Below are 26,703 nucleotides of genomic sequence, written 5' to 3'. Positions count from 1 at the left end.
CGCGCGCTAAATTCGTGGGCGATCGGGGAAATCTAACAACAACGGGAACCAGTAGCCGAACACTTCCCGGAGAGTTTCGTCGTCTCTCTCCAGACTGCCAAGCGGGATGGGGAGGAAATACGAAGCTCCATTAGACTTGCTCGATTTGACGATCTGACATGGAGAGAATCAAAGCTGGCTCGCGCGTATGAGGAATTCAAGATGGGGGATTGAGGTGAAACTTCGACAGGGAAGCATCGATCGCGCCGACGGCGGCAACAGTATTCGACAGTCGAGACCTCTAATCGATTCGCAAAATGATAGGATCTGCCGGAGTATTGGCGTTGTCGCGTACTCGCCAACCCGTGCGGAGGGGGTTATGCTATGAAACTCCGTCAAAAAACACTCTTAATCCTCGGTGCTGCCCTGGTTGCTCTCAACGTGGTCTTGTATGCCACGGCTTCGACGATTTTACTCGATGATTTTCGCCAGTTAGAAGAAAAACGAGTGATTCAAGAGGTGACGCGAGCGATCGAAGCTCTCGACGACAATCTCGCCGAGCTCGACTCGATGGCGGAATATCACGCCCAATGGGACGATACCTATCGCTTTATCGATCCCGGGGATGACAATTATATTGCGTCTAATTTTGGCAATTCTACTTTTTCGCAATTAAGGCTCAATTTCCTGTCGCTGTTCGCTCCCGACGGCGAGTTAGTCTTTGGTAAAGCCTTTGACTGGGAACGCGATCGCGAGATCCCGATTTCCCCGGAAATTCAAGGGTTAGCGCGGCAGTTAGTCGAGCAGTTGCGCGCCCGTCAAGATCGGGAAGAGACTCAGAAATTGGCGGGGTTAGTCCTGCTTCCCCAAGGGCCGCTCCGAATTTCGATCCAGTCGATTCTCACCAGTGACGGATCCGGGCCGAGTCGGGGTTGGTTGATGATGGGACGGGCGCTCAATCGATCCGAACTGCAACGGTTGGGAGAACTGACCCAATTACCGTTAAAGCTTCATCTGTGGTTCCCCTGCGAAGAGCGGCAATGGGGTGAAAACTGCACGCCGTCGGACGATTCGACGATCCCGGCGAACGTCCGTCAGGCGATCGCGCCGTTCCAACGGGCGACCTCGGGACAGTGGCAACTCGGCTTACCCTTACCGGAGTCGCTGACGTTGTTAACTAGCGACAAACTAAACACGCCGATTGTCATGGACCGTCTCGGAGACGATCGGATCGCCGCTTACGTCCTGCTGCAAGATCTGTTCGGACGGGGGGTTTTAGTCTTAGAAGTAGACCTCGATCGCGATATCTACGGTCAAGGTCGCACCAGCGTTCGCTATTTAGTCGGTTCTTTGCTGGCGGTGGGGGTGGTGTTTAGCATCGTCACTTTATTCTTAGTCGAAAAACTGGTGTTGTCGCGGCTGTCGGCGTTGAGTCAAAATGTGGAACGGATCGGCGCCAGTGGGGATCTCTCCCAACGGATCGAGGTGAGCGGCGCCGACGAATTATCCCATTTGGCAGAAACGATCGATAACATGCTGGCGGCGTTGGAACGCTCCGGGCGATCGGCGCAAGAAAGCGAAGACCGTTACCGCTTGATGGCGGAAAATTCCACCGATTTAATTGCGCGACAAACCCCGTCGGGTCGATATCTCTACGTTTCCCCGGCGTGCCGATCGCTGCTCGGCTACGAACCGGAGGAGTTAGTCGGCCATTCCGCTTACGAATTATTCCATCCGGACGACCTACAGGCCATCGAAAAATCTCACGCTGCCGTGTTAGACGGGCGAGTGAGTTATACGATGAGCTATCGAATGCGGCGCAAAGATGGCAATTACGTGTGGTTTGAAACCACCTGCCGCACGATTCGCGACGAAGAGAAGGGCGGCGTTCGCGAAGTTGTAGCGATTTCCCGAGACATTAGCGAACGCCAGCACACCGAAGACGAATTGCGCGAGAGCGAGGCGTTAATTAGAACTTTATATAAAATCACTTCGTCGCGGAAGCTCAACTTCAACCAACGGCTGCAAAAGTTGCTGGCGATGGGACGGCAGCGTTTTGGGCTGGAGATCGCAATTTTAGCGAAGATAGAGGGCGATCGCTACGAGATCCTGGCGGCTCAATCTCCCAAGCAAGCGATCGCCGTCGGTGACGTTTACGATCTAAACCAAACCTACTGTCGCGAAACGATCCGCCAAAGCGAACCGCTCTATTTTGAATCGGTGATGGTGTCGCGCTGGCATAAAAATCCCACCCTCACCCCCTTCGGTCAGGAAGCCTATATCGGCACGGCGGCGATCGTCAATAACGAAGTCTACGGAACCTTGAGTTTTTCCAGTAGCGAACCGCTCAACCGCCCGTTTAAAGCCGTCGATCGCGAATTACTCAAACTGATGGCGCAGTGGATTGGCGGCGAACTCGAACGCCGTCAGGCGGCGGAAGAACTCGCCCGAGCCCGGGACGAAGCCCTGGCGGCGACCCGGGCCAAAAGTGAATTTCTGGCGACGATGAGCCACGAAATCCGCACGCCGATGAATGCGGTGATCGGGATGACCGGACTGTTGCTCGATACCGACTTGACCCCGGAACAGTGCGATTTTGTCGAAACGATCCGCAACAGTGGCGAGGCGTTGCTGACGATTATCAACGATATTCTCGACTTTTCTAAAATCGAGTCGGGTAAACTCGAACTGGAACAGCAACCGTTTAATTTACGCTCGTGTATCGAAGAATGCCTCGATTTACTCGGGTCGAAGGCGACGGAAAAAAATCTGGAATTGGCGTATGCGATCGCCCCGGAAACGCCGGACACGATCGCCGGGGACGTGACGCGGTTGCGACAAATTTTGATTAATCTGCTCAGCAATGCGGTGAAATTTACCGATCGCGGCGAAGTCGTAGTCGCCGTGAGCGCCCAGGCGATCGCCCCGAGCAGAAAAAGCCCGTCGAAGGAGCGGTCTTACGAGCTGCAATTTTCCGTGCGCGATACCGGAATCGGCATTCCCGAAGAACGGATGAACCGCCTGTTTAAATCCTTTTCTCAGGTGGATTCTTCGACGACGCGCCAGTATGGGGGAACCGGGTTGGGATTGGCGATCGGCAAGCGCTTGAGCGAGCTGATGGGCGGCACGATGTGGGTGGAAAGCCACCCGGGGGAAGGATCGACGTTCTATTTTACGACGATCGCCCCGGCGGTAGAATCGGACGCGACGCCTAACCTCGATCTCAATTGTTTTCAAGGGAAACGCTTGCTCGTGGTCGAGGAAAGCGCTACGATCGGGGACATTCTCGGCGAACAGTTGCAAGGGTGGGGACTGGCGGTGGAGACGATCGCCTCCGGGGCCGAAGCGTTGGCGCGGTTGCAAGCGGATCGAAGCTTCGACGGGGCGATCGTCGATTGGTCGTTGCCGGATATGGACGCGATCGCCTTCGCCGAAGCGATCGGCGCGATCTCGGAGGAGGCGGATTTTCCCTTAATTCTGCTCACCACCGTCGGACGGCAAGATACCTGGATTCAAAGCAAGGGGATCCAGTTGGTCGGTTGGCTCAACAAACCGATCAAGCAATCGCAGTTATACAATGTGTTAGCCAGCCTGTTCGGCGGTGCGCCCTTACCGACCCTACGCCCGGGAAATGGGGAGGTTCAAATCGATCCCCAACTCGCCCAAAAATTACCCCTTCGCATTCTTTTAGCCGAAGATCACTTAGTCAATCAAAAAGTGGCTTTGCAAATCCTCCAGCGCTTGGGTTATCGCGCCGACGTGGCAGGGAATGGGTTAGAAGTGTTAGCCGCCTTGCGCCGCCAGCGTTACGACGTGGTGCTGATGGACGTGCAGATGCCGGAAATGGACGGCTTGGAAACGACCCAAGCGATCTGTCGGGAATGGGCGGACGACGTCAGACCGCGCATCATCGCCATGACCGCCAATGCCATGCTCGGCGATCGCGAAGCCTGTATCGAAGCGGGCATGAACGACTATATCAGCAAACCGATTCGGATGCCGGAGTTGGTGCAGGCCCTGTCTCAATGTCAGTCCAGGGTCGAGGTTAAAAACCGGGTGGTGACCAGCAGCGAGGTCCATTACCGAACTACCCTCGACCCTCGAACGCGGGTCGCCACCAACGAAGGCTCCGCCAAGACAGACGATCCCGCCAGCAGTGGGGTGACGACTCTCACCCCGCCGCCCGTGTTAGATGCGAAAATGCTCGACTCCTTGCGCGAGATCGAAGCCCTGGAAGAATTAGTCGAACTTTACTTACACGAAGCCCCCAAATTACTCACCTTGATGGGGGCGGCGATCGCCGATTCCAATGCCGCCGCCTTGCGCGAGTCGGCCCATTCGCTCAAATCCACCAGTGCGGCCCTCGGCGCCAATCGACTCTCGGAATTGAGTAAAGAACTCGAATATTTGGGGCGATCGGGAACCACTTGCGATGCGTCGCCGTTGTTCGAGCGCGTCGAACGGGAATACGCGCGGGTGAAAACGGCGTTGCGCGAAGAAGTCGAAAAAAGCGATTGAGCGGCGATCGCCCCTTGTTTTTCTAAAGCGCCTTTACGGATGAGTGAGGAGGCGATCGAACAATTTAAACCAAATTAAAATCAGGCTTGAAAGTAAGGCGAACTCGGTCACGAGAGCGAGACGGATATGGAGAGTTGCTAAATAATAAATCAAGCCAAACAGCAAAATCAGAGAAATTGGCAGAATCCCAAAAAGTTTACTAAAATTCCAGTCTTTCATGACTCAAAGAGCTCCTTGAATTGCGGTCTTGAAGCAAGCAAACTCCCTCCTACCATTCTAACTCTACATTTTGCTGTCAATCGGCTTTTTGTTTGTAGGCTTTTTCTTCGTAAATGGGGTAGATCGCTCGGGTTTGAGTGGGAATTCAAACCCGAGTGCCACGATCGACTAGCGCATTAACGCAACGTTACGAACTCTTCCGACGTACTCGGGTGAATTCCGATGGTCGCGTCGAAATCTTTCTTGGTCGCGCCCATATTGACGGCGATCGCCATCCCTTGAATAATTTCCGCAGCATCTTTACCCACCATATGCACGCCGAGGACGCGATCGGTTGTTTTCTCGACCACTAACTTGACCATCACTTTCTCATTCGCCCCAGTCAAACTGTGGAACATGGGACGGAAACGGCCCCGATAGACTTTGACCCGATCTTCGCCGAAATCGGCGATCGCCTCTTTTTCCGTCATTCCCACCGTCGCCCCTTCCGGTTGGGCGAAAACGGCAGACGGCACGCCTTTATGGCTGATATAGCGCGGGATATGGCCGAAAACCGTATCTGCAAACGCCCGACCTTCCGCGATCGCCACCGGAGTTAAATTGAGGCGATCGGTACAGTCGCCGACGGCGTAAATGTGGGGCTGACTGGTGGCGCTATCTTCCGTCACCGCGATCGCCTCGTCGCGAACCTCCACCCCCGCATTGTCTAAATTTAAAGGATCTAACTGCGGTTTCGGCTTGCGACCCGTCGCGCACAAGATCGTATCGACCACTAACGATTCGTTATCCCCGGTTAGGGTCAATTTCAACCCCTCATCGGTTTTCTCGATCTTCTCAATTTCCGTATTCGTTAAAAAATTAACCCCGTGTTCGGTCATTCCCGCCTGAATGTCCGTGCGGATATCCTCGTCAAAACCGCGCAAAATCTTCTCACGGCGGATAATTTCGGTGACCTCAGCCCCCAATCCGTTCATAATTCCGGCAAACTCGACGCCGATATAGCCACCTCCGAGGACCGCGAACCGTTTGGGAAACTCCGGTAAGTGAAACATCTCCCGGGAAGTAATCGTATGCTCGATACCGGGAATATTCTCCGGTTTGACCGGGGCGCCACCCACGGCAATTAAAATCTTATCCGCAGTAATTTGGCGATCGCCCACGTCCACCGTATGGGGATCCACAAATCGCCCCAACCCTTTAATCAGTTCGACCCCCGCTTTTTCCAGCAACTTGATATGCACCTGATTGAGGCGCATCACCTCGTTATCGACCACTTCCACTAGTTTTTTCCAGTCGAAACTCGGCTTAACTTCACTCCACCCGTAACCGACGGCGTCGTCGTAGAGGTGGGAGAACGTCGAAGCGTAGACCATCAGCTTTTTAGGAACGCAACCGCGAATCACGCAAGTTCCGCCCACGAGGTCGTTTTCGACGATCGCCACCTTCGCCCCGTAAGAGGCGGCCCGTTTCGACGCCGCCAAGCCTCCCGATCCGGCGCCAATGACTAACAAATCGTAATCGTAACTCATGATTCGGTTTATTTCCTTGAGAGAGACTGCTCTCTATCAGGGTAGACCACGGCCCCACGGTCTCGATGGCTTGGGACGCCCCCGGACGCCGATCCTCTAACGCCCTTGAATTTGCCAACGACGGGTGAAACTCGGAGAGTTTACGTGTTTTTACGGATAGAAAGAGCGCGTACAAACACGGATAAAAGGTTTCTCATTTTTACTGATGTTTTAACCTAAATTCATTGTTAACGTGTATTTAAAGTAACAGTACCTCTCGGTGAAAAATGTCATTAAATGAGATCGACAAATTCCATTGTCTGACGGCCACCCCGAGAGCTTAAATCCCCGACCCTCCCATATTTATCCTTCGGTTTAGAACTTTCCCAAGGCAGGCATTGCCGAATAACAATTATTTTATCGAGATAGAAAAAAAATGGAAGAAATCACTAAAATTCAAAAATCCTCCACCCCAACCGAAGCGCCGAACGGATCGATCGCCCGTGCGGCAGTTCAAAAAATGATCGGTTCCCCGGCCAAAGCCTTGCAACATATTGCCAGCAAGAAACTTTCCGGAAGACTGACCATTCGCAACCCCAACGATCGCTCCGTGGCGTGGCGGGTTTACGTCGGTCAGGGAAACCTGCATTTTGCCACCAGCGTCAACGGCGCTAGGGAAAGATTAGCCTATCATTTAACCTGGTACGACCCCCATTTAGAAGGGGTCATTCCGAAAGGCTTGGAATCGGATTATCAATTAATTTGCCATTATTGGAAAACGGGATATTTTTCCTTACAAGAAACGCGAAAACTTTTATTTTTCCTCACCCAAGAAGCCTTAATGCACGTCTTGAGTTTGCCCAAGGCGATCGTCGAATTTGAAAAATTGGTCGGTTTAGACCCGATCTTGCTCTCCGTTCCCTTCAAATCGGTTATTTTACCGATGCGCGGTTATCTCGGTTGCTGGGGAAAAATCGCGCAAGACATTCCCTCGCCGTTTCAGCGCTTTGTCATTGAAGATTTAGAAAAATTTGCCAAAACCCTGTGGAAAAGCGTGCAGAATCTCGACTTTATCCGAGAATTAGCTAAAGGAATTCGCAAACATTATTGTTTGTACGATCTCGCCCGCCACCTGAAAACCGATACCTTGGCGCTGGCGAACTTACTGGTTCCGGTGATTCGGGCCGGGATCGTAGAGATCGCCGCGTATCGGGAGGTGGAAAAACAACCCGGACCGCTCGTGGCGTGCATTGACGACAGCAAAACCACTCAACGTCACGTCAAGTTAATTTTAGAAGCGGCGGGCTATCGGTATTTGAAATTAACCGAACCTGCGAAAGCGCTCTCGGTGTTAGCCAGACACAAGCCGGATTTAATTCTGCTCGATATTAATATGCCCGCGATCGACGGTTACGAACTCTGTCGGATGTTGAGACAGTCGCAACTGTTCGAGTCGATTCCGATCGTGATGTTAACGGGACGCGACGGGGCGATCGATCGGATGCGATCGCGCATGGTGGGGGCGAACAACTACCTGACCAAACCGTGCGAACCGCAAAAATTAATCGAAACGATCGAAAAAGAACGACTGGGAACCTCCGAAGGTTCCGGGACTGCTCCCGTGGGTACGGAAGTGGCAATCCGGCGGGACCGTCGCTTCGCGAACGCCGGATAGGGTTAAAAACAGGAAATGTGGCATCCCCTCGCGAAGTCTCGCGTACAATTGAAACCGCAGGTTTGACGCTGGCGATCGCGACTCGAATTTCATGGGAGTTCCCTCAACGGAGTACGTCGAAATCCGACTGTCTACCCAGGTTCGCTTGGGAATTCCCCAAGACTGCCTGGTAGAGATGACTACATTGAACCGCCAACAAATTTGTCCGATTCCGGGGGTGCTTCCGTCACTGTTCGGCGTGGTCAAGCAGTCGGGAAAGTTATTGTGGGTTCTCGATTTAGCGCAATTTTTGAGCGATCGCCTCGGGGTTTCTCCGGCGAGTTGTCCGATTGGCGAGAGCTTCCCGGTGGCAATTATCGGCGAACGCCTAGGGTCTGCTCAGGAGAATCGCCGCCCCGCCTCAGACGCCAGCGATAACGATTTAGACCGCTTCAACCGTCGCGATCTCGCCTGCGTCGTCGCCGGAATCGGCGCCACCCATCGTCTCGATCCCGACGAGATCCGCCCGTTGACTTCCCCAGAGTTCTCTCAAGTGTTAGACCCCACTCAGATCGGCGTTCTCAAGACTTTGTTTTCCGGGATCGCGTGGGTCGAAGCGGGGGACGGCGGATCGGACGCTTCGCGATCGCCCCTCGCCTTGCTCGATGTCGGCGCCCTCCTCGATGCGTTACAAAAAAGACAACCAGTCTGAACCATTCCCTCTCATCTCAAAGTCCTCCTATGGCGACCAATCGGGTTCTCGATCGAGATAGTTTGAGCGCGATCGCCCAAGAAGCGCGCAACTGCTTTGTTTACGAAGAAGCGCCGGAATACTTGCGCGTCTTGCAAAGCGGAATCGCCCAGTTTCAAACTCAGGTGACCCGCGCCGATTTGGCCGATCCCATGTATCCGGAACTGATCCGGGCGGCCCATTCCCTCAAAGGGGGGGCGGCGATCGCCGGACTGACGGCCCTGAGCCGTTTGGCGCATAAATTAGAAGATTTACTCATTGCCCTGCACGAACGGCGCACGGTCCCGGGAAACGCCGCCCTCGAACTGATGGGACTCGGGTGCGACTTGCTCGACGATCTACTTCTGGATGCATTGCGCGGAACCGAGACGGAGCAAGGGGATACTCCGCACGAGTCGCTTCGCGAACGCCGCATCGGTAACTTACTCGCCAGTCTCGATCGCTTTTTGCGAGATTTACCGCCGTCGCTTCCGCCGACGCCGGACGTCGATCGCCCCGCGAGTTCCGACGCCAAACCCCTGACGGCGTTTGCGAAAACCGCGTTAACCGTCGATCTCGAAGACTGTTTGCAACGGTTACAAGGTCATCTCGTTCCCGCCGGATCGACCTTCGCTCAGCGAGACCGACGGAGTCAGGAAAATCCCCCGGTCTCTAAGGACGGCGCCGCCCTCGACAAGCCACTCAATTTATTTTTAGAAGAATGTACCTTACTCGGGCAAACCTTGGGATTGACGGCGTTAACCGATCTCGCCGCCGACATCGAGCAGTTGCGCGGTAAAAAAGAACCGATCGCCCTCGCCAAAGCGGCGATCGCCCGGGTTCGCGCCTGGAGAGACCAAATTTTAGCCCCTGAGACCCCCGCCGCCCCTCAAAAGGGGGAAAATCGGCCAACGCGCCCGTCGGACTCGAAAGACCTCGCGGGGATTCCCGAACCGTTTTTGAAATATCTGGTGTTCAACCCCGGACGAGATCGCCCGGTGGCGAGCTTGAATTTGCGCGTTCCCGTCGCCCGCTTGGACCGCATGAGTCACACGGTGGGCGAACTGCTGATGACTTACGAACGTCTGGCCCTTTACCAACAACAGTTAGATCTGACCGGGGAGAATTTGCAACGGCGCACGGAAGATCTCGGCGCCATTCCACCGGGCCCGGTGCGGGAATTAACCAAAGAGTTGCAAGAATTGACCGTCCAGATCCACGAAAGTCGCGCCGACGTGGAGGCGATCGCCCGGGAACTGGATCGCACTCTCGCCGATTTGCGCGGTTCCCTCGATCGCCTCCACCACGATTTAACCGAGTCGCGCTTGATGCCGTTTGCGGCGATCGCCGAACGCTTTATCACCCCCTTGGAACAACTGAAAAAGCAATATCGCAAAGCGATTAAGTTGGTGGTCGAAGGCGGCGATACGGCGGTCGATCGCGTCATTCTAGAACAGTTACAAGCTCCCCTCAACCACCTCTTTCGCAATGCCTTCGACCACGGGATCGAGTTGCCGGAAGAACGCCAACGCCTCGGCAAAGCCCCCGTCGCTACTATTACCCTCTCGGCGAAGGTGGAAGGGTCGCAAATGGCGATCGCCGTCGCCGACGACGGACGCGGGATCGACCCGCAAAAGGTGTACGATCGCGCCCTGGCCATGGGCTTGATTCCCCGCGATCGGGCCACGGGCGCCCTCGCCGAACTCAGTCAGGGGGAAATTTTACAATTTCTCTTCAGTCCCGGCTTTTCCACCGCCGCCCAAGTCACCGATTTATCCGGTCGGGGGGTCGGCTTGGATATCGTCCGCCATCAGGTCGAACATATTGGCGGTACGTTACAAGTAGAAACGGCGATCGGTAGGGGAACAAAGTTTACTCTCAGCGTTCCACTCACGTTAAGTGTAATTCCCGTCTGTTTGTGTCGCTGCGGTTCCCAAATTGTCGCCTTTCCCGCCGATAAGGTAGTCGGCACGATCGCCCGTTGGGAAGACGAGAGCGGCGAGCCGACGGCCAAAGCGTTTCCCTTAACCCAATTACTCCCCTATCGCGGGCGTTGTGCCGTGGCAGCACCCACGCCGCCCACCGTCGGCTTGTGGTTGCAGGTAGAAGGCGACACGGTGGCGATCGGCGTTGACGAACTGCTCGGCACGCGCAAGGTGGCGATCGAGCCGTTAGATCCGTTGATTCCCGTGCCGCCTTACGTCGCGGGCTGCACCGTTCTCGGTACCGGGGAAGTGGTGGCGATTCTCTCTCCATCTCACTTAAAGACGGCGATCCTCCGTTCTCCTTTGCAGGCGCCGAGCGAACGGTTCGCAGACGCCCCTGGATCTGACGATCGCGAAAGCACCCCCAACGCCGATGCCACTCCCCCGGTATCCGCCGCCAGGACGCCGACGATTCTGGTCGCCGACGATTCGATCGCCGTGCGCCGCGCCCTAGAAACTTTGTTTACTCGCGTCGGCTATCGCGCGGTCACTTGTGCGAATGGCAAAGAAGCCTTGGAGCAACTTCAGCGTTCGCGCGACCCCTTCGATCTGGTGCTGTCCGATATTGAAATGCCCCAACTCAACGGCTTGCAACTGCTCAAAGCGATTCGCGACGATCGCCGTTGGGATGGCTTACCCGTAGTCATGCTCACCTCGCGCGACGGTCGCGAACATTTTCACAAAGCAATGGAATTGGGGGCGAATGCTTATTTAACAAAACCCTTTCAACCGCAACCGTTATTAGAGGCGATCGACAATGTTTTAGCCGGGATAAAAAAATCATAATCTTCGAGCAAAGATAAACCACAATTAACGATCGCCGTGCAGAATTGAGCCCAACCGATCTGAGCATTGCCTCGGGTCAATTTTGCCGCCTTAGATCGCGATCCCAGCCTGTTTTTTCTGGAGTAGTTCCCCTTATGAAGCGCCGCCACTTTCTCGGATACTTCCTGTTATTTTTAGTAGGGTGTACCGGAGTCCAGACCGCGAACGGCGATCGCCTCGACCGCCAAAAATTACCCGATCCCGAACAATTGCGTTTTGCCGTGACCGACGTGCGCGGCTTGGAAAAATTAACCGAAAATTACGATAACTTTCGCCAAAGTTTGGCAACCGTTTTAGGCGTTCCCATCACTTTTATTCCCGTCGAAAACATGTCCGATGCGGTGTTAGCCCTCCAGTCCAATCGCGTCGATCTCGTCTTAGCCGGACCGTCGGAATATGTCGCCATTCGTAGCCGTACCAATGCGATTGGGGCGATCGCCATTACCCGTCCCAACTACTACTCCACGATCGCCGTTCCCGACGACAGCCCCATCCGGTCTTTAAGCGATTTGAAAGGTAAAATCCTCGCCTTGTCCGACATCGGTTCCACAAGCGGTCACCTCGGGCCGACCAAAATGCTCATCGATGCGGGACTCGACCCCAAAACCGATGTCACCCTGCTCATGTTAGGCGACGAGGGCAGCGTCGCCGCACTGAAAAACGGCGAAGTCGATGCCTGGGGCGGTTCGGCGGTCGATTACGAAACCTTTTTCGCCGCCGACAGCGCCACGGCGCCCCAGTTCCGACAAATTGCCAAAGGTCCGCCGCTTCCGAGTGATTTATTCATCCTCAGCAGCCGTTTTTCCCCGGAATTGGTCGCCCAACTGCGCGATTTGATGTCAAGCCATCAAGATACTCTCGTTCAAGCCCTCGCCCTCGGTGAAAGTACGAGTAAATATCGCGGTTCCCAACTCGTGCCCACTCAAGATAGCGATTACGATGTCATTCGTGAAGTCTATCAGGCGATCGGACAAGGGGATTTTATTCGATAAATTGATAATAAAAATCAAAGAAATACAACAAATTAAAAAATAAATTAACAAAAAACAATTGTTAATTTATTTAACCTTGGGGAACTTAGAGATTTAACCGAATAATAATAAAAGTTTAATCGCTTGTTATCGCGTCTTTCTCGGACGATCTGTCAGACTTAAAATAGATTTTCTTTTTGAATTTCCAATGATGAAACGACGTCATGCGATCGCGTATATCGGCCTGTTTTTTCTTTGGCTAACGGGCTGTACGTTATTCAAACGTCGTTCCCCTCCGCCGTCGAATCCGGCAACTTTGCACGAACTCGATCGATTGAGATTTGCCGTCACCGACGTTCAAGGAGAAGAACAGTTAAAACGGGATTACGAACAATTCCGGCAAGTTTTGGAGGAAGTTTTAGAAAAGAAAATCGATTTCGTTCCCGTCCAACATTATACCGATGCGGCGATCGCCCTTCAATTAAATAAAGTCGATCTCGTCCTCGCCGGACCGTCGGAATATTTCCTGATTTCCACGCGATCGCGAGAATTGCCAATTCTTTCGATTACCCGACCGAACTATTATTCGGCGATCGCCGTAGCGGCGGTCAGTGGAATTGAATCCCTATCCGATTTAAAAGGAAAAACGATCGCCATGGTCAAAGTTGGATCGACAAGCGGACATTTAGGAACCACTAAATTATTACTCGATGCCGGATTAAATCCAAAATCGGATTGTAAAATCGTCATGCTGGGACGAGAAGGTAGTTTAGAAGCCCTAAAAAACGGCGAAGTCGATGCCTGGGGCGGATCGTTAACCGACTACGAAACCTTTTTTAATTCCGAGGGATTTTCCGAAACCGACTTTCCGATTATCGCACGCGGCGAACTCCTTCCCGACGACATTTTTTTAGTCAACCAACAATTGGGAGAAGAATTGGCACGAGACATTAAAACTCGAATGTTTGACGCACAAAATAAGTTATTGACGGCGATCGCCGCTACCGAAGGCAATCAGAAATATCGTAATTCTCGTTTTGTTAATTTCGATGCTTCTCAATACGAAGCGATCGTAAATTTATACCATAATTTGGGTTATACGGATAGCCTCCCGTAATTCTTTAATTGCGCGATCGTCGTTCGGCGATCGATAATTTGAAAATTGAAAAATTGTAATTGTTCGCGAGATGGAATCGATCCTAACTGGATAGATTTCTGCTTCTAGGGCGATCGCCAAAACTCTCTAATATTTATCTAAAAGTTTAGGAGAATTTGATTTTATGAAAAGACGCTCTTTTATTGGCTATCTTCTCTTATTTCTGGCAGGCTGTACCGCAGTCAATAGCCGATCGCCAGAAGCAAACACTAGCGCCTTAAAATTGCCCGAAAAGCTCAGATTTGCCGTGACTGACGTTCAAGGAATTGAAAATCTCCAACGAGATTACGAACAATTTCGTCGGCAATTAGAAATTGCCTTAAACATCCCGATCGAATTTTTTCCCGTTGACAGTTATACCGCTTCGGCGATCGCCCTTCAAAACAATAAAGTCGATCTCGTTTTAACCGGACCGGCGGAATATATTCTCACTCAAAGTCGGACGAACGCCATTCCTGTTATTGCCATCACCCGTCCGAACTACCGATCTGCGATCGCCGTTTCCGGTACTTCTGGGATAAAATCTCTTGCGGATTTGAAAGGTAAAAAAATTGCCATGCTCAAACTCGGTTCTACAAGCGGACACCTCGGACCGACCAAGTTTTTAATAGATGCAGGATTAGATCCGAAAACCGATTATGAAGTCGTGATGTTAGGGCGAGAAGGGTCTCTCGACGCACTCAAACAGGGAACCGTCGATGCATGGGGAGGGCCGACCGTCGATTACGAACAGTTTTTAAAAAGCGAAAATCTGACCGAGGTTGATTTTCCCATGTTGAAACGGGGAGATTTGTTACCGAGTGATGTTTTTATGGTCAATAGCAGAAGTGTTGAACGGTACTAATGAATTAGCATAAAATAGATACAAGAATCCTATGAAAAGCTGATTTCAGTGATGGAAAACTAGCTCTCTAAACCAGTGGACATAACTAATCTTTTCACACATAAAAGCCTGTAAATATCGCAACTTATCTAATAATGATGAACCCCATTCTTGGTTAATTTTTACTAATTTTAAAATTAGATATCCGATTAAACAGCAATAAATCTGGATTTCCATTCCATTCACATTTTTCGTGATAAATTTATCCAACTTTAAGTGCATTTTCAAGAACTTCCACAGCAATTCAATTTGCCAGCGTAGTCGATAAAATTCACCAATTTCTTCGTTACTTATTCCTCCTTCTCCTGTCTCTGGCAAATTCGTCACTAAGCGAAATTCAGTTTTTTCTTCCCGGTCGCAAAACATTACTACTCTTCCTTGTACTTGTGCTGTTCCTGTCCCCATTAAATATTCCCCATTCTCTAACATTTCTAATTTAATGTTTTTTCGGATTCTCAAGACGAAGTAGCGATTTTTTTGAGCTTGAAGTTGGGCAATTCTTTCTAAGCTGCAAAAACCTCTATCCATTACGGCGACTCCGTTTTCCGGCGTGGCTTCTATCGTTTCATTTCCATATTTGCTATCGTGTCCTTGACCCAAATGAATTGATATTCCTCCTGGGTTTCCTGTCACTAAGTTAATGCCACTAAACAGTTTCAATTGGTGATATCCTTGATGCCATAAGAGTTTACTCGTCAAAGTGATAATGGTTGAATCTAAAGGAAATATCATCAACTCTTTATCTGAATTTTGGGATTTTTTGGCTACTTCTTTTTTCAATTCATCCCACAATCGATGAAAAACTTCTGGACTACGAGTTTTACTGGCTTTTGAGAAGGTTGATATATCTACGGATTCTCCGCGAATATTTAGTCTTTTAAACAAACTTCTCATCGTTGTTTGACTCTGGTCTAAAATGAAATTTAGCCAAATTGAGACAAACTTGAAAGTGTCTAGTACTGGATAATCGTCTTGGGGCAGATGACTTAGATGTTTTTGGAGAATTTCAGGAAAGTTTGATACAATCATTGTTAAGTATTTATCGAAATATTGCCCCTATTTTACTTGATTAGGGACTTTTTTTGTCAAATTTCTCTTAACATTCAACACTTCTGGGTCAATAGTTATACGCCACCCGCGACAATCGACTATATCCGATCGCGACTACTTGAGTCGCAAGAACAACTTATTGAAGCACTCTCCACACCGCAAGCCAATGCTAAATATAAAAATTCTAAATTAGTATCGGCAAACGATGCCGATTACGACCCCATCCGCGAAGTTTATCGGGCGATCGGACAAGGTGATTTTCTGAAATAATCGAGTCGATGTTGTAAGCGAGATCGCCTCCATTTCGAGCGATCGCCTCTCTCTAGAAATCGGTCTTTCGCAGCAAAATAGGGCGATTTTTGGGATGGTTCTCAGATTTCTCGATCCTCGCGATCGCCCTATCCTAATAGCAACCTAAAATTTCCGTATAATGGCGGATGTCTTTTCAACGGCCAATCCCTGAAGATCGAGATTAGAAAGCGATTCCGGAGGGTCATTCCCAGAAACGAGTCTCGCCTTTTATTGTAGTTTAAAGAAGCGGCTGACGGAGATTAAATCAATTTTAATAACGAGTTAATCTCTGTTTAACCTGGCGATCGAGGAAGATTAAAAATAGAACCCCTAAAGCAAATTAACCTTAAAGACAAGACATTCGAGAGCGAGAAAAGATCGGATCGAGTTTATAATCAATATTGATAACAAATTAATTTAAAGGATGACAAGTGATGAACGAAGCAACTTAGGACATTTTGGATTATGCTTTCCCAGAAATCTAGCAAACTTTCAGCGCCTCGGCAACCCGATCGCTACCGATCGCCGCAACCCGAAGCGATCGCGCCGCAAAATAGCGAATGTGTCCCTTGTTTCGCGAAGAGAACGGGCGGCGGTTTTCGCGGTTTTTTAGATCGGTTGAAAATTTCGCAAAAAATCCGTTACGGATATGCTTTAGCGATCGGGATTGGAGTGGTAGGGACGACGGTAGGCTTGACTTTTGGCGATTACCAACAAAGAGACGCATCGCAACAGCTCAAAATCGCCTACCGACAACAATATTTATTGAGCGAGTTAGATAATGCGGTCTTGAGAATGCGATCGCATCCCCAAAGATTAGTCACGGTTTTTGGCAATTCGATTTGGTTTGAGTACGAAAGTTCTAAATTTTTTGCCGATGTCAATCGGATCGAAGAAGTTATCAAAGACCTCAAAGAAGTTCAAGGAACGGACAGTAAAATTCTCGATGTTGAAAGTCGGGAATTTAAGACGTTATTAGCCGCTTACGAGCAGAAAACCCAGACGTACTCGGGACAAATTCAAGAGATTTGGCAACAAATCGATCCGCCTGCTTTACAAGAAGAAGATATTCCCAAAGCTCAACAAAAACTGCTCGATGCGACGAGTCAACCGGAAGCGATTCAGTTAACGGTTGAATTTGAACGATTGGCGGAAACTCTAACCCGTTCGATCGCCCGGGCGAAGACTCAAGAAATGCAAGCGACGCAAAAACTCAATGCAGCCGAAACATTACGCCTTCAATTAATTGTCAGTAGTATGTTATTATCGGCGGCGATCGCCATCATTTTAGCATGGCAGACGAGCCGGGCGATCGCCCGTCCAATTCGCTGGGTGAGTGAAGTGGCGCAACAGGTCACCGAAAGGGCAAATTTTAAGTTAGTCGCCCCAGTTTTAACGGACGATGAAGTGGGTGTATTGGCGCGTTCCCTGAATCAGATGGTGCGTTGGATGGGGGATTATACCCGGGAACTCAACGGAGCCCGCGCGACTTTAGAACAGCGTGTGGAAGAACGGACGCGAGAACTTTCCGAGGCGCTGCACGAACTCAAACACACTCAAGCGCAACTGATTCAAAGTGAAAAAATGTCCAGTCTCGGACAAATGGTGGCGGGACTGGCGCACGAAATTAACAATCCGGTGAATTTTATTTATGGTAATCTCGAACATGCCAAATCTTACACCCAAGATTTGTTAGAATTATTGGGAATTTATCAGCAAGAATACCCCGAACCGACGGCAGCGATCGCCGCCGAAGTTGAAGAGATCGATCTGGATTTTTTAACCGAAGATTTGCCGAAGATTTTAACGTCGATGAAAATGGGGACGGAACGAATTCGGGAAATTGTTGTTTCTCTGAGGAACTTCTCGCGGTTGGATGAAAGTTATTTCAAACCCGTGGATATTCACGAGGGATTAGAAAGTACGTTATTAATTTTGAACAATCGTATCCGTAAAGGCATCGAGATCGTCAAATGTTACGGGGATCTTCCCCCGATCGAATGTTATCCGGCTCAACTGAATCAAGTGTTTATGAATGTGTTGGCAAATGCGATCGATGCCCTTCAAGAAAGCGAGCCGGGGATTGAGTCGCCGACAATTACCCTGCGAACGGAAATGCTCGATCGCCAAGCGGTTTGCATCCGCATTATCGATAACGGGCCGGGAATTCCGAAAAGCTTACAAAATCAACTGTTCGATCCGTTTTTTACGACTAAACCTGTAGGGAAAGGGACGGGTTTGGGGTTGGCGATTTCTTATCAAATTATTGACAAACATCAAGGGCGCATCGAACTGTTTTCGGAACCGGGGGAAGGAACCGAGTTTGCGATTGTCATTCCGATTAAAAGTCAAAAGACCGTTTCTCTGGAAACGGCGGCTTAAAATAGGGTTTAAAATGGCGAGGGAAGGGGGGCGATCGCCCGGACTCTAACAAGGGGGCGACCCCCTACTTATTTTTCTCCCTAAAGTGAAGATTTATCCGAAAATTTACTGAAAATCGATCGCGAACTCTCGATGGGGTTTGGGTATCATGTAAACTGGTTGAAACCAGTTTTTTTTATAAAAAATTAACAATGTCCGATGGGGAGTTTCTGGTTTCGATCGCGATCTCGTTGGGTCGCTCCCAGCTCACCCGATCGGCTCGCTAGTTCGGCGCCTTTACAGGTACTTATTGTTAGCCTTTTTCCCTCGTCCTCCATCCAACCCCAGCACTCTTTCGTGTCTATGCAGCTCGAACATTCCTACCAATCTCTCGAAACTGCCAAGCGGCCCACCCTGGCGAATCGTTTCTCCGCCTCGATTCTGAGCGGTTCTGTCTTGCGGGCGATCGGGACGTGGACCCGAAAAGTCCGGCGTTTGAGTATCAAACAAAAAATCTGTTACGGATACGCGGTGACGATCGCGATTGCGATGGTAGGAACGGGCGCCGGATTGGAGATCGGCGATCGCTACACCCGCCAGGCCCGAGAGCAATCGCTCCGTTCTCACGAAGAACAACGACTGCTGTTAGACTTGCAACATACGGTCCTCGCCGTGCGTGCGCAGCAAGAGGGTTTGAGTGCGTCCGACGGCGATGACCTCGAACGGGTCGAAGATCTCCTCGCCCAACTGCACGACCTCGCCGCCGCCCTCCCGCCGATCTCGGGCGCGGTGACCCCGGCCCAAATCGCGCAATTGAGGGCCGCTTACGACCCCAACCCGGGGAACGGCGATCTCGCAACCCGTATCCCTCCCATCGAGCAACTCTACCAGGCGATCGACCGACAGATCGAAGCCGCCAAAACCCAAGAACGGCTCGCCAACGAGACCTTTACAAAAGCCGAAAGCTTGCGCCAGCAAATTACCGGATGGAGTATGCTGGTTTCCGCCGCGATCGCCGTCGGCTTGGCGGTGTATACCAGTCGGGCGATCGCCCATCCGATCGAGTGGATCGTCCACGTCGCCCGTCGCGCCTCCCAACAAGCTAACTACAAACTGCGCGCCCCCGAAATCGGCGAAGACGAAATCGGCTTACTCGCCACCTCCCTCAACCAACTGATTTCTACAGTCCAACAACAAATCCAAGCGATCCAAACCACCCAAGCTCAGTTAATCCAAAGCGAGAAAATGTCGAGTTTGGGGCAGATGGTCGCCGGACTCGCCCACGAAATCAACAATCCGGTGAGTTTTATCAGTGGCAATATCGAACACAGCAGCCACTACATCCAAGATTTGCTCGGCTTGGTGTTGCTTTACCAACAAGAGTATCCCGAACCGAACCCGACGATCGCCCGCCGGATTGAAGAAATCGACCTCGACTTTTTAATGACCGACCTCCCGGGTCTGCTCTGTTCGATGAGAAGCGGTTCCGAACGCATCCGCCAACTGGTGATGGCCCTGAGAAACTTCTGCCGCCTCGACGAAGCCGAAGTCAAACGAGTCAACCTCCACGACGGGATCGACAGCACCTTATTTCTGCTCGATCGCCGCTTGAAAGACAAGATTAAGATCGTCAAAAAATATGGCGATTTACCCGCGATCGAATGCGCTCCGGCCCAGTTAAATCAGGTATTCATGCACCTACTCGATAACGCGATCGACGCTTTGGAAGGGATCGGCACTGACGAGAGTAGCCGCAAAATGCCGACGATCGTGATTCAAACCCGATTGGTCGAGGATAACCGCATTCAAGTTAAAATTACCGACAACGGACCGGGAATCGACCCCGAAATTCAAGCCAAAATTTTCGATCCGTTTTTTACGACCAAAGCCCCCGGGAAAGGAACGGGTTTGGGACTGGCGATTTGCTACCAAATTGCCCAGCAACATGGTGGAACCCTGGAGTTCAGTTCCCAACTCGGTCGGGGAAGCAAGTTTTGCCTCTCCTTACCGCTTCCGGAGCGGGGGTAATGGTTGCAAGTCTGGCGGACAGACTTGCGCGCGATTCTCCTTTGGAGACGATGAGCGCGATCGCCCCTGCCGTACCCTCCAATCATGAGCGAATCTCTCGAAGCGACTGGCGCCTTATTACGGGCGTTTTCTCAACTGCGCGATCGATCTAGCCAACAACGGCGCGATCGCCTCGACGCCCTTTTCGCTGAATTTGAAGCCCTTCCCGAGGGCGATCGTCGCCATGGTCGGGGCGAGTTGAACTTGTTTTCTCTGTTTAATTTGGCCAAAAGTGAAGCCAGTCACCGCCAGTTTTTAGCGTGGTTGTTAGACCCGAGTGGCAGTCACGCCCAAGGTTCCCTATTTGCCAAAACTTTGATGGCTTGCTGCGATTTCGAGTTGCCGCCGACGGCGATCGAGCGCGGCTATTGCGTCGTTAAAGAAGGGAGTACCTACGAGTTTACGCCGGGGATGACCCTTTATCAAAGCGGTCAATTCTTAATCGTTATCGAGGCCAATCTCTTCGGTCGGGAAGACGCGCGCCTACTCGAACGCCAGTTTTTAGAAATGCGTCGCTTTGGCTTCGCACAAAAGATTCCCAACTCCCGACAATTTGCCTTGTTTTTAACCCCTCAAACCCGAGGCGATCGCAGCAACGATCCCGGAAATTGGTATTTCCTTTCTTACGGCGACCTCGCCCGTGCTTTTTCGGGAATTTTATCCGAGATCGACCGGGTAAAAGTCAAACTGCTTTTGATAGACTGGATCGAGATCGTTTCTCAGTTTTAGACGTTTAGGATCGTTTATGGACATTTTTTCGCCAGAGAGCCTTCTGCTCGCTCGCCATTGGGAAAGCTATCGAGAATTGTTGGAAATCGAGCCTCAATTGGAACGGGAAATCGGGGAATTTCTCGCGGCGATCGAGTCCGAGTTAATCAAACAGGCATGGTGGAAAAATGAGTGGAGTTTTGTGGCTTACGAGCAGTCAGAAATTTATATTGCCAATCAAAATTGGGTGTCTCAATACGAGGAATTTGTTTTGTCGATCGGTCTGGAAGGGGTGACGCCCAATCGCCTTTTCGGACGAGAACATCCGCCCCAATTTTACGTGAAATCATCCGATTACAATCTGTGCAAGTTGTTGACGGATAAATTGGCCGATCGCGAAAGCTTGGAATTTGTCGAAATGGATTACAGTTCCAGCCGTTATCTGCTGACGAAACCGTTACCGAAAGTGCTACCGGAAGAAGTCGAACAGTTCGGCGAGGTCGTCAAACCACAAATTGTGGAATTTTTGAGTTTTTACGCCCAATTGCTATGGGAATTCAATCCGATTATTGAGGAGGCGATCGGGTGAAAAGGGGGAACTGGAGGCGATCGCCTGTCCTCCCCTTCCGAACCTAAACCCCGGATGCCAATTCCGACCCCCGACGCCCCCTGATAGGATGAAAGTAAACAAAACTTCAAACCTTTCAACGACGGACTATGACTCTGGGCAACCTGCGCGATTTATACCAACAAGTTATCCTCGATCGCTATAAAAATCCACGCAATCGCGGCCAAACCGACCCGATTCACCGCCAGCAGCGCGGTCACAACCCCTCCTGCGGCGATACGATCGAACTGACCGTGCAGCTCGACGAGACGGGCGATCGCATTGCCGATGTCAAGTTTGAAGGGGAAGGCTGTGCGATTTCAATGGCTTCGGTCGATTTAATGGCCGATGCCTTGCGCGGTAAAGCGATTGACGAAGCGTTGGAAATGGTGCAGCGTTTCCAAAACATGATGAAAGGGGAAGCCGAATTTCCGAAAGAACAGCGCAAACTCAACGTCATGCAAGGGGTCGCTCAATTCCCGGTGCGCATCAAATGTGCTAACCTTTGCTGGCACACGCTCAAAGCCGCTCTCGAAGCGACCGGAACCGACGCTAACGGTTTTGTCAGCAACGAAGCCGAATCCTGAGCCAGAATATCCCCTCAAACGACTCCCACCCCCAGATTTGCCATCATGCCAACTACCGAAGAATTTTTAACCGCTTCCGCTTGGTCTGCCGCCTTGGCCGGAGTTTTGGCCCTGTTAGCGATCGCGGCTTTTCTGTTCAAATGGGGAATCCGCTTTCGCCTCGTCGGCGCCACCGGATTTACGATCGTGCTGACGGCGGGCTTATTTGCCCTCGGTCTGGTGCCGATCTCTCGGGTCGAGATTCCCGGCGCCGTTCGCTTTACCGTCGTTTACGATAACGGCGCCGAACAGGCTACGATCGCCGTCCCGCCGACGATTTCGCGCTCCGAACTCGAAGCGACTTTGCAACAAGCCGCCAGCGATCTGTTTTCTCCCGGTCGGATGAGTCAGGGAACCGACGACCTGCGGATCCGGGCCCGGGCGATCGTCCATCCCCGAGAAGGTGTCTCGAAACCTTTATATATCGGCGAAGTGCGGCGATCGTTGTTCGTCCGCGACGACGAGAACATGACGGTCGAAATCGACGATCGAAAACTGGCCGAACTGCCTAAATCCCCCGCTTCGTGACCGCCTCCCGACCTTTTAAAGCCTCCGCAGGGGGGCTTTAATTTTAGATTTTAGATTTTAGATTTTAGATTTTAGATTTTAGATTTTAGAGTTCGGGAAAAAACTTCCCCACTTCCCAGTCCCGAGTCCCGACAGCAATCCATCAAGATCCCCTGACCAACTCCAGACCGAAACTGAAAAATTATTGTAAATCTTGTGGATTAACACCGATCCCCCCAATACAGTAAAGTTATCGTTACTGCATTGACCTATTGCAGCCCAGCAGAGATTCTTGCCGTATGTCCCATCACAACTCTACCCCGTGTTCCGCGCCGAACGAAACGGCTTCCGGACTGCCCCCGTTGAGTATTGCCCCCGCTAGAGTCATCCGAGGAGTGCGCGCGATCGAGCAAGCCGGGGACGAGATTGCCCGCTTGGGACGGCGCCCCCTGCTCGTCGGCGGCGATCGCAGCCTCTCCTTAGTCGTCGATCGCCTCGCGCCGATTTGGCAGCAACAACCATTAACCTGGGCGCAAGCGACTTACAACCCGGACTGTAGCGAAGCCACCCTCGCCCGTCTCAAGCAAGCGGTCGCCGACCATCAGGCCGATTTAATCGTCGCCACCGGAGGCGGGAAATCCCTCGATGCGGCCAAACTGCTCGCCTATGGCTGCGGTTTACCCGTGGTGACGATCCCGAGTTCGGCGGCGACCTGTGCGGCGTGGACGGCCCTGTCTAACATCTACTCCGACGACGGCGCCTTTTTGTACGATGTCGGTCTGGCGAAATGCCCGGACTTGCTCGTTCTCGACTACACCCTGATCGCGACGGCGCCCCAACGCACCTTAGTGGCGGGGATCGGCGACGCCCTGGCCAAGTGGTACGAAGCTTCGGTCAGTAGCGGTCGCAGCGAGCAAACCTTAATCGTCGCGGCGGTCCAACAAGCCCGGGTCTTGCGCGATTTGCTCTTGCAAAAGTCGGTGGCGGCGCTGGAACGACCCGGTGAGGCGGTATGGCGGGAAGTCGTCGATGCAACGGTGTTGCTGGCGGGGGCGATCGGCGGACTGGGGGGAGCGCAGTGTCGCACGGTGGCCGCTCATGCGGTTCACAACGGTTTGACCCACTTAAGTGCGGCGCACGGCACGTTGCACGGGGAAAAGGTGGCTTACGGCATTTTAGTGCAACTGCGTTTGGAAGAGACGATCTGTGGCAATCAACTCGCCAGTGCGGCCCGCCAACAGTTGATCGAGTTTTATGCCGCGATCGGATTGCCGTCTACGTTAGCTGATTTAGGGTTGGAAAATATTACCCTCGGGGAGTTGCACCATGCGGCCCAGGTCGCTTGCGATCCAAAATCGGACATTCACCGCCTGCCGTTTGCGGTGGTTCCGGAACAGCTCATGGCAGCAATGGTGTCAACCAATGCCCCGCCAGAAAATCGCCGGGGAGGAATCGACTCGATATCGAGAGACCTTGGCGATGCTGCTGGCGACGATTCTGGAGATGTTTGCTCTTCGGATTCCCAAGACCGTTCGGACTTGAGTTGAACCGGATGGGAACTTGACCTCTCCGAATAAACGTCTATCAACGGTTGCCCCCGATTTTGTGCTGCTCGCGCTCGATTTGTTCTTATTCTTCTTTATTCAGATTTTGCGGGTTCTCCGCCTAGAAAGCCCATGAGTCTAGATTGGATTAATCCTGCCCGTCGTTTGCAGGAACTCCCCCTTTACGTCTTTGCTCGTCTCGACCAACTGAAAGCCGAAGCCCGCGATCGCGGGGTGGATTTGATCGATTTGGGGATGGGAAATCCCGACGGACCGACGCCTCAAGCCGTTGTAGAGGCGGCGATCGCGGCGCTGCACGATCCGGACAACCATCGCTATCCCGACTTTAAAGGAAGTATCTATTTCCGACGGGCGATCGCCGAATGGTACCACCGCCGCTATCAAGTCGTCCTCGATCCCGAAGCGGAAATCCTTCCGGTTCTCGGTTCTAAAGAAGGTCTGACCCACCTCGCGTTAGCCTATATCGACCCGGGAGATCTCATTCTCGTCCCCTCTCCCGGCTATCCCGCTCACTTCCGAGGACCGCTCATCGCTGGCGGTCAAATTCACGAGTTAATGCTCTCGGCGCACAATGACTGGCTCATCGATCTCGCCGCGATCCCCGATCGCGTGGCGGAACGCGCCAAAATCCTCTACTTCAACTATCCCAACAACCCGACGACGGCGACGGCCCCGCGCCAATTTTTCGAGGAAATCGTCGCTTTCGCGCGCCGTTGGGAAATTTTACTCGTTCACGATTTGTGCTACGCGGAACTGGCGTTCGACGGCTACCAACCGACGAGTTTGCTCGAAATTCCCGGCGCTAAGGAAATCGGCGTCGAGTTTCACACCCTCTCCAAAACTTACAATATGGCCGGGTGGCGGGTGGGCTTTGCTGTCGGCAACGATCGCGTGGTCAGCAATTTACGCACCTTAAAAACTAACCTCGATTACGGCATGTTCTCCGTGGTGCAGACGGCGGCGGCGACGGCGTTGCAATTACCCGATGTCTACATCCACGAGGTCCAAGAGCGCTATCGCAAGCGTCGCGACTTTTTAGTCAAGGGTCTGACGGACTTGGGATGGAAGGTCAAAAACCCTCAAGCGACGTTCTACCTGTGGGCCGAATGTCCTCCGGGCATCAGTTCGACGGAATTCGCCCTCTTGTTGCTCGATCGCACCGGGGTGGTGGTGACGCCGGGGAATGGGTTCGGTACCGGGGGCGAGGGCTACGTCCGCATCAGCTTGATTGCCGAGTGCGATCGCCTCGCTCAAGTCCTCGAACGGTTCGCCCAAAGCAATCTGTTCGATACTTCAACCCCCCTGCTCTCGGGTAAATAGGGCTTCATGGCTTTCCCCGATCGCGTCGTTGGCGATCGGGTGAAACCGATCGCATCCAGGTCAATCTTCTTTTTTTCCCAATAAGATGGGGTCCAGTCGGAGGCGACTAGACCCTTTCGGTTTCGGATTGATGGATATCGATTTGAGATTCAGTTGTATTTGGACAATGGACGGACTGAGATTTACACGCGACCCGCTCGGTTCTACTAACACTTCAACATTGGGCGCATCCCTCTTAGTCTAACCAGACTCACAGTTTTGGCTTTCCGTTCTCTTCCGGCAATTGTTCGAGTCAACTCCTTATTAACTTGACCAATTGTGGTTTCCGCCTTCCGTGGAACGAACCGCCACATTACTTGTCTCGGATGCTATCTTCGGACTCTCTGCCGAACGGGGGATTAGAGTGGGAAGGACACAAACCCTAATCCAACTCTTTGGAGGGCTTGAAGTTCTTGCCTCGTGTCCTTAATTCTCAAGTTACCACGTTCTCCAGAAATAACAAGTCCTATTTAATAAACTTTACCCGTTGTTACATCGTGTAATTAAAGCCGACAAATTTGTTTACAATGGCGCTCGAAAATAAGGGATCGAAGGGTTAGAAATTGAGGGCATTCCAGGTAGCCTCGCCGACGATCCCATCCGGGGATAAGTTAAACCGTCGTTGGGCGGCTTTGACGGCAGCTTCGGTGCGATCGCCGAAATATCCGGTCGCCGTCCCTTCAAAAAAACCGAGTTCTCGCAAGCGCCCCTGTAATTGAGTCACGAGCGGTCCGTCCATGCCTTTGCGTAAGAGGGGATAGCCGGAAGGGCTCGGCTCTGCGGGCGCGATCGCGCCCCTAGGAGGCGTCCCAAAACTGGGAAACAGACGATTCCAGGTGTCGTCCCCGGCGACGCCGTCGCTGCGGATTCCAGCATCTTCCTGGAAGCGGGCGAGGGCGTTGGCGGTGGCTTCGCGATAAATCCCATCGACTTGTCCGGTGTAGTAGCCCATCAACTTCAAGACCCCTTGCAATTCCTTGACGGTTTCGCCTTCGGAACCGATTTGCAAGGTCGGACGGCGGACGGTTCCGTTCGATTGGGCCAGGAGGGGAGACGGTAAGGGGTAGACCGTCGCAGCTAAAATGGCGATCGCCACGATCGCCCCCTGAAGGTTGAAGATTCGCACCACGGCTG

Annotated in this window: 20 protein-coding genes; 16 read left to right on the top strand and 4 right to left on the bottom strand. The window is 52.1% G+C overall.

Features of this window, described 5'->3' with window-relative positions; translation table 11 throughout:
- The first annotated feature begins 363 nt into the window (after positions 1 to 363).
- A complete protein-coding gene (locus HCG48_RS14885) occupies positions 364 to 4,497 on the top strand; it encodes a response regulator (protein ID WP_168569860.1) in 4,134 nt (1,377 codons plus the stop codon).
- Between the two features lie 33 nt (positions 4,498 to 4,530).
- Here the strand turns inward: HCG48_RS14885 and HCG48_RS14880 are convergent, their stop codons facing one another.
- Together HCG48_RS14880 and gor are read right to left on the bottom strand one after the other, a co-directional pair.
- Positions 4,531 to 4,716 (bottom strand): hypothetical protein, encoded by a 186-nt coding sequence (locus tag HCG48_RS14880; protein ID WP_168569859.1) that lies wholly within the window; start codon positions 4,714 to 4,716, stop codon positions 4,531 to 4,533.
- Between the two features lie 176 nt (positions 4,717 to 4,892).
- Positions 4,893 to 6,245 (bottom strand): glutathione-disulfide reductase, encoded by a 1,353-nt coding sequence (gene gor / locus HCG48_RS14875; RefSeq protein ID WP_168569858.1) that lies wholly within the window; start codon positions 6,243 to 6,245, stop codon positions 4,893 to 4,895.
- 415 nt (positions 6,246 to 6,660) lie between these two features.
- Between gor and HCG48_RS14870 the strand changes: the two genes are divergently transcribed.
- The 6 genes from HCG48_RS14870 (at position 6,661) to HCG48_RS14845 (ending at position 14,389) form a co-directional block, all read left to right on the top strand.
- A complete protein-coding gene (locus HCG48_RS14870) occupies positions 6,661 to 7,899 on the top strand; it encodes a response regulator (protein ID WP_168569857.1) in 1,239 nt (412 codons plus the stop codon).
- 91 nt (positions 7,900 to 7,990) lie between these two features.
- Positions 7,991 to 8,590 (top strand): chemotaxis protein CheW, encoded by a 600-nt coding sequence (locus tag HCG48_RS14865; RefSeq protein WP_168569856.1) that lies wholly within the window; start codon positions 7,991 to 7,993, stop codon positions 8,588 to 8,590.
- A 29-nt stretch (positions 8,591 to 8,619) separates the two neighbouring features.
- The gene (locus tag HCG48_RS14860; protein WP_168569855.1) at positions 8,620 to 11,379 is read left to right on the top strand and encodes a hybrid sensor histidine kinase/response regulator; all 2,760 of its coding nucleotides are present in this window, start codon (positions 8,620 to 8,622) and stop codon (positions 11,377 to 11,379) included.
- 134 nt (positions 11,380 to 11,513) lie between these two features.
- The gene (locus HCG48_RS14855; protein WP_168569854.1) at positions 11,514 to 12,410 is read left to right on the top strand and encodes a phosphate/phosphite/phosphonate ABC transporter substrate-binding protein; all 897 of its coding nucleotides are present in this window, start codon (positions 11,514 to 11,516) and stop codon (positions 12,408 to 12,410) included.
- 187 nt (positions 12,411 to 12,597) lie between these two features.
- Positions 12,598 to 13,506 (top strand): PhnD/SsuA/transferrin family substrate-binding protein, encoded by a 909-nt coding sequence (locus HCG48_RS14850; protein WP_168569853.1) that lies wholly within the window; start codon positions 12,598 to 12,600, stop codon positions 13,504 to 13,506.
- Positions 13,507 to 13,669: 163 nt separating this feature from the next.
- Complete coding sequence (locus HCG48_RS14845; protein ID WP_168569852.1) at positions 13,670 to 14,389, top strand: PhnD/SsuA/transferrin family substrate-binding protein; 720 nt, start codon at positions 13,670 to 13,672, stop codon at positions 14,387 to 14,389.
- Positions 14,390 to 14,434: 45 nt separating this feature from the next.
- Here HCG48_RS14845 and HCG48_RS14840 read toward each other — a convergent pair whose 3' ends face one another.
- Entirely contained in the window at positions 14,435 to 15,454 is a 1,020-nt protein-coding gene (locus tag HCG48_RS14840) for an IS4 family transposase (RefSeq protein WP_168571696.1), read from the bottom strand.
- Between the two features lie 39 nt (positions 15,455 to 15,493).
- Between HCG48_RS14840 and HCG48_RS14835 the strand changes: the two genes are divergently transcribed.
- The 9 genes from HCG48_RS14835 (at position 15,494) to HCG48_RS14795 (ending at position 25,530) form a co-directional block, all read left to right on the top strand.
- The gene (locus tag HCG48_RS14835) at positions 15,494 to 15,748 is read left to right on the top strand and encodes a substrate-binding domain-containing protein (protein WP_168569851.1); all 255 of its coding nucleotides are present in this window, start codon (positions 15,494 to 15,496) and stop codon (positions 15,746 to 15,748) included.
- A 486-nt stretch (positions 15,749 to 16,234) separates the two neighbouring features.
- The gene (locus HCG48_RS14830; protein WP_168569850.1) at positions 16,235 to 18,151 is read left to right on the top strand and encodes a sensor histidine kinase; all 1,917 of its coding nucleotides are present in this window, start codon (positions 16,235 to 16,237) and stop codon (positions 18,149 to 18,151) included.
- A gap of 342 nt (positions 18,152 to 18,493) precedes the next feature.
- Positions 18,494 to 20,158 (top strand): sensor histidine kinase, encoded by a 1,665-nt coding sequence (locus HCG48_RS14825; RefSeq protein WP_246260128.1) that lies wholly within the window; start codon positions 18,494 to 18,496, stop codon positions 20,156 to 20,158.
- Between the two features lie 84 nt (positions 20,159 to 20,242).
- Complete coding sequence (locus HCG48_RS14820) at positions 20,243 to 20,926, top strand: PD-(D/E)XK nuclease family protein (RefSeq protein WP_168569848.1); 684 nt, start codon at positions 20,243 to 20,245, stop codon at positions 20,924 to 20,926.
- Between the two features lie 16 nt (positions 20,927 to 20,942).
- Positions 20,943 to 21,494 carry a hypothetical protein gene (locus tag HCG48_RS14815; RefSeq protein ID WP_168569847.1) on the top strand — a complete coding sequence of 184 codons (552 nt, stop codon included), beginning with the start codon at positions 20,943 to 20,945 and terminating at the stop codon, positions 21,492 to 21,494.
- Positions 21,495 to 21,622: 128 nt separating this feature from the next.
- Positions 21,623 to 22,099: a Fe-S cluster assembly sulfur transfer protein SufU gene (gene sufU / locus HCG48_RS14810; protein ID WP_168569846.1), complete on the top strand. Its 477-nt coding sequence runs from the start codon at positions 21,623 to 21,625 to the stop codon at positions 22,097 to 22,099.
- 45 nt (positions 22,100 to 22,144) lie between these two features.
- Positions 22,145 to 22,666 (top strand): Ycf51 family protein, encoded by a 522-nt coding sequence (locus HCG48_RS14805; RefSeq protein WP_168569845.1) that lies wholly within the window; start codon positions 22,145 to 22,147, stop codon positions 22,664 to 22,666.
- A 278-nt stretch (positions 22,667 to 22,944) separates the two neighbouring features.
- The gene (locus HCG48_RS14800) at positions 22,945 to 24,192 is read left to right on the top strand and encodes an iron-containing alcohol dehydrogenase family protein (protein WP_168569844.1); all 1,248 of its coding nucleotides are present in this window, start codon (positions 22,945 to 22,947) and stop codon (positions 24,190 to 24,192) included.
- A 129-nt stretch (positions 24,193 to 24,321) separates the two neighbouring features.
- Positions 24,322 to 25,530 (top strand): aspartate aminotransferase, encoded by a 1,209-nt coding sequence (locus HCG48_RS14795; protein ID WP_168569843.1) that lies wholly within the window; start codon positions 24,322 to 24,324, stop codon positions 25,528 to 25,530.
- A 595-nt stretch (positions 25,531 to 26,125) separates the two neighbouring features.
- On the opposite strand, the gene HCG48_RS14790 is transcribed toward HCG48_RS14795, so the two are convergent.
- A complete protein-coding gene (locus tag HCG48_RS14790) occupies positions 26,126 to 26,698 on the bottom strand; it encodes a peptidoglycan-binding domain-containing protein (RefSeq protein ID WP_168569842.1) in 573 nt (190 codons plus the stop codon).
- Positions 26,699 to 26,703 lie beyond the last annotated feature (5 nt).

This window comes from Oxynema aestuarii AP17 (genome assembly GCF_012295525.1).
Lineage (GTDB): Bacteria > Cyanobacteriota > Cyanobacteriia > Cyanobacteriales > Laspinemataceae > Oxynema > Oxynema aestuarii.
The sequence above is the reverse complement of the archived record's forward strand: the minus strand, read 5'-3'. Positions and strand labels throughout refer to the sequence as shown.

Excerpts from the sequence above, each read along its gene's own strand:
- HCG48_RS14850 (WP_168569853.1), top strand. The coding sequence starts at position 12,598 with ATGATGAAACGACGTCATGCGATCGCGTATATCGGCCTGTTTTTTCTT.
- HCG48_RS14880 (WP_168569859.1), bottom strand. The coding sequence starts at position 4,716 with ATGAAAGACTGGAATTTTAGTAAACTTTTTGGGATTCTGCCAATTTCT.
- HCG48_RS14870 (WP_168569857.1), top strand. The coding sequence starts at position 6,661 with ATGGAAGAAATCACTAAAATTCAAAAATCCTCCACCCCAACCGAAGCG.
- HCG48_RS14815 (WP_168569847.1), top strand. The coding sequence starts at position 20,943 with ATGGACATTTTTTCGCCAGAGAGCCTTCTGCTCGCTCGCCATTGGGAA.
- HCG48_RS14865 (WP_168569856.1), top strand. The coding sequence starts at position 7,991 with ATGGGAGTTCCCTCAACGGAGTACGTCGAAATCCGACTGTCTACCCAG.
- HCG48_RS14845 (WP_168569852.1), top strand. The coding sequence starts at position 13,670 with ATGAAAAGACGCTCTTTTATTGGCTATCTTCTCTTATTTCTGGCAGGC.
- HCG48_RS14825 (WP_246260128.1), top strand. The coding sequence starts at position 18,494 with ATGCAGCTCGAACATTCCTACCAATCTCTCGAAACTGCCAAGCGGCCC.
- HCG48_RS14860 (WP_168569855.1), top strand. The coding sequence starts at position 8,620 with ATGGCGACCAATCGGGTTCTCGATCGAGATAGTTTGAGCGCGATCGCC.
- HCG48_RS14795 (WP_168569843.1), top strand. The coding sequence starts at position 24,322 with ATGAGTCTAGATTGGATTAATCCTGCCCGTCGTTTGCAGGAACTCCCC.
- gor (WP_168569858.1), bottom strand. The coding sequence starts at position 6,245 with ATGAGTTACGATTACGATTTGTTAGTCATTGGCGCCGGATCGGGAGGC.
- HCG48_RS14800 (WP_168569844.1), top strand. The coding sequence starts at position 22,945 with ATGTCCCATCACAACTCTACCCCGTGTTCCGCGCCGAACGAAACGGCT.
- HCG48_RS14885 (WP_168569860.1), top strand. The coding sequence starts at position 364 with ATGAAACTCCGTCAAAAAACACTCTTAATCCTCGGTGCTGCCCTGGTT.
- HCG48_RS14820 (WP_168569848.1), top strand. The coding sequence starts at position 20,243 with ATGAGCGAATCTCTCGAAGCGACTGGCGCCTTATTACGGGCGTTTTCT.
- sufU (WP_168569846.1), top strand. The coding sequence starts at position 21,623 with ATGACTCTGGGCAACCTGCGCGATTTATACCAACAAGTTATCCTCGAT.
- HCG48_RS14805 (WP_168569845.1), top strand. The coding sequence starts at position 22,145 with ATGCCAACTACCGAAGAATTTTTAACCGCTTCCGCTTGGTCTGCCGCC.
- HCG48_RS14855 (WP_168569854.1), top strand. The coding sequence starts at position 11,514 with ATGAAGCGCCGCCACTTTCTCGGATACTTCCTGTTATTTTTAGTAGGG.
- HCG48_RS14830 (WP_168569850.1), top strand. The coding sequence starts at position 16,235 with ATGCTTTCCCAGAAATCTAGCAAACTTTCAGCGCCTCGGCAACCCGAT.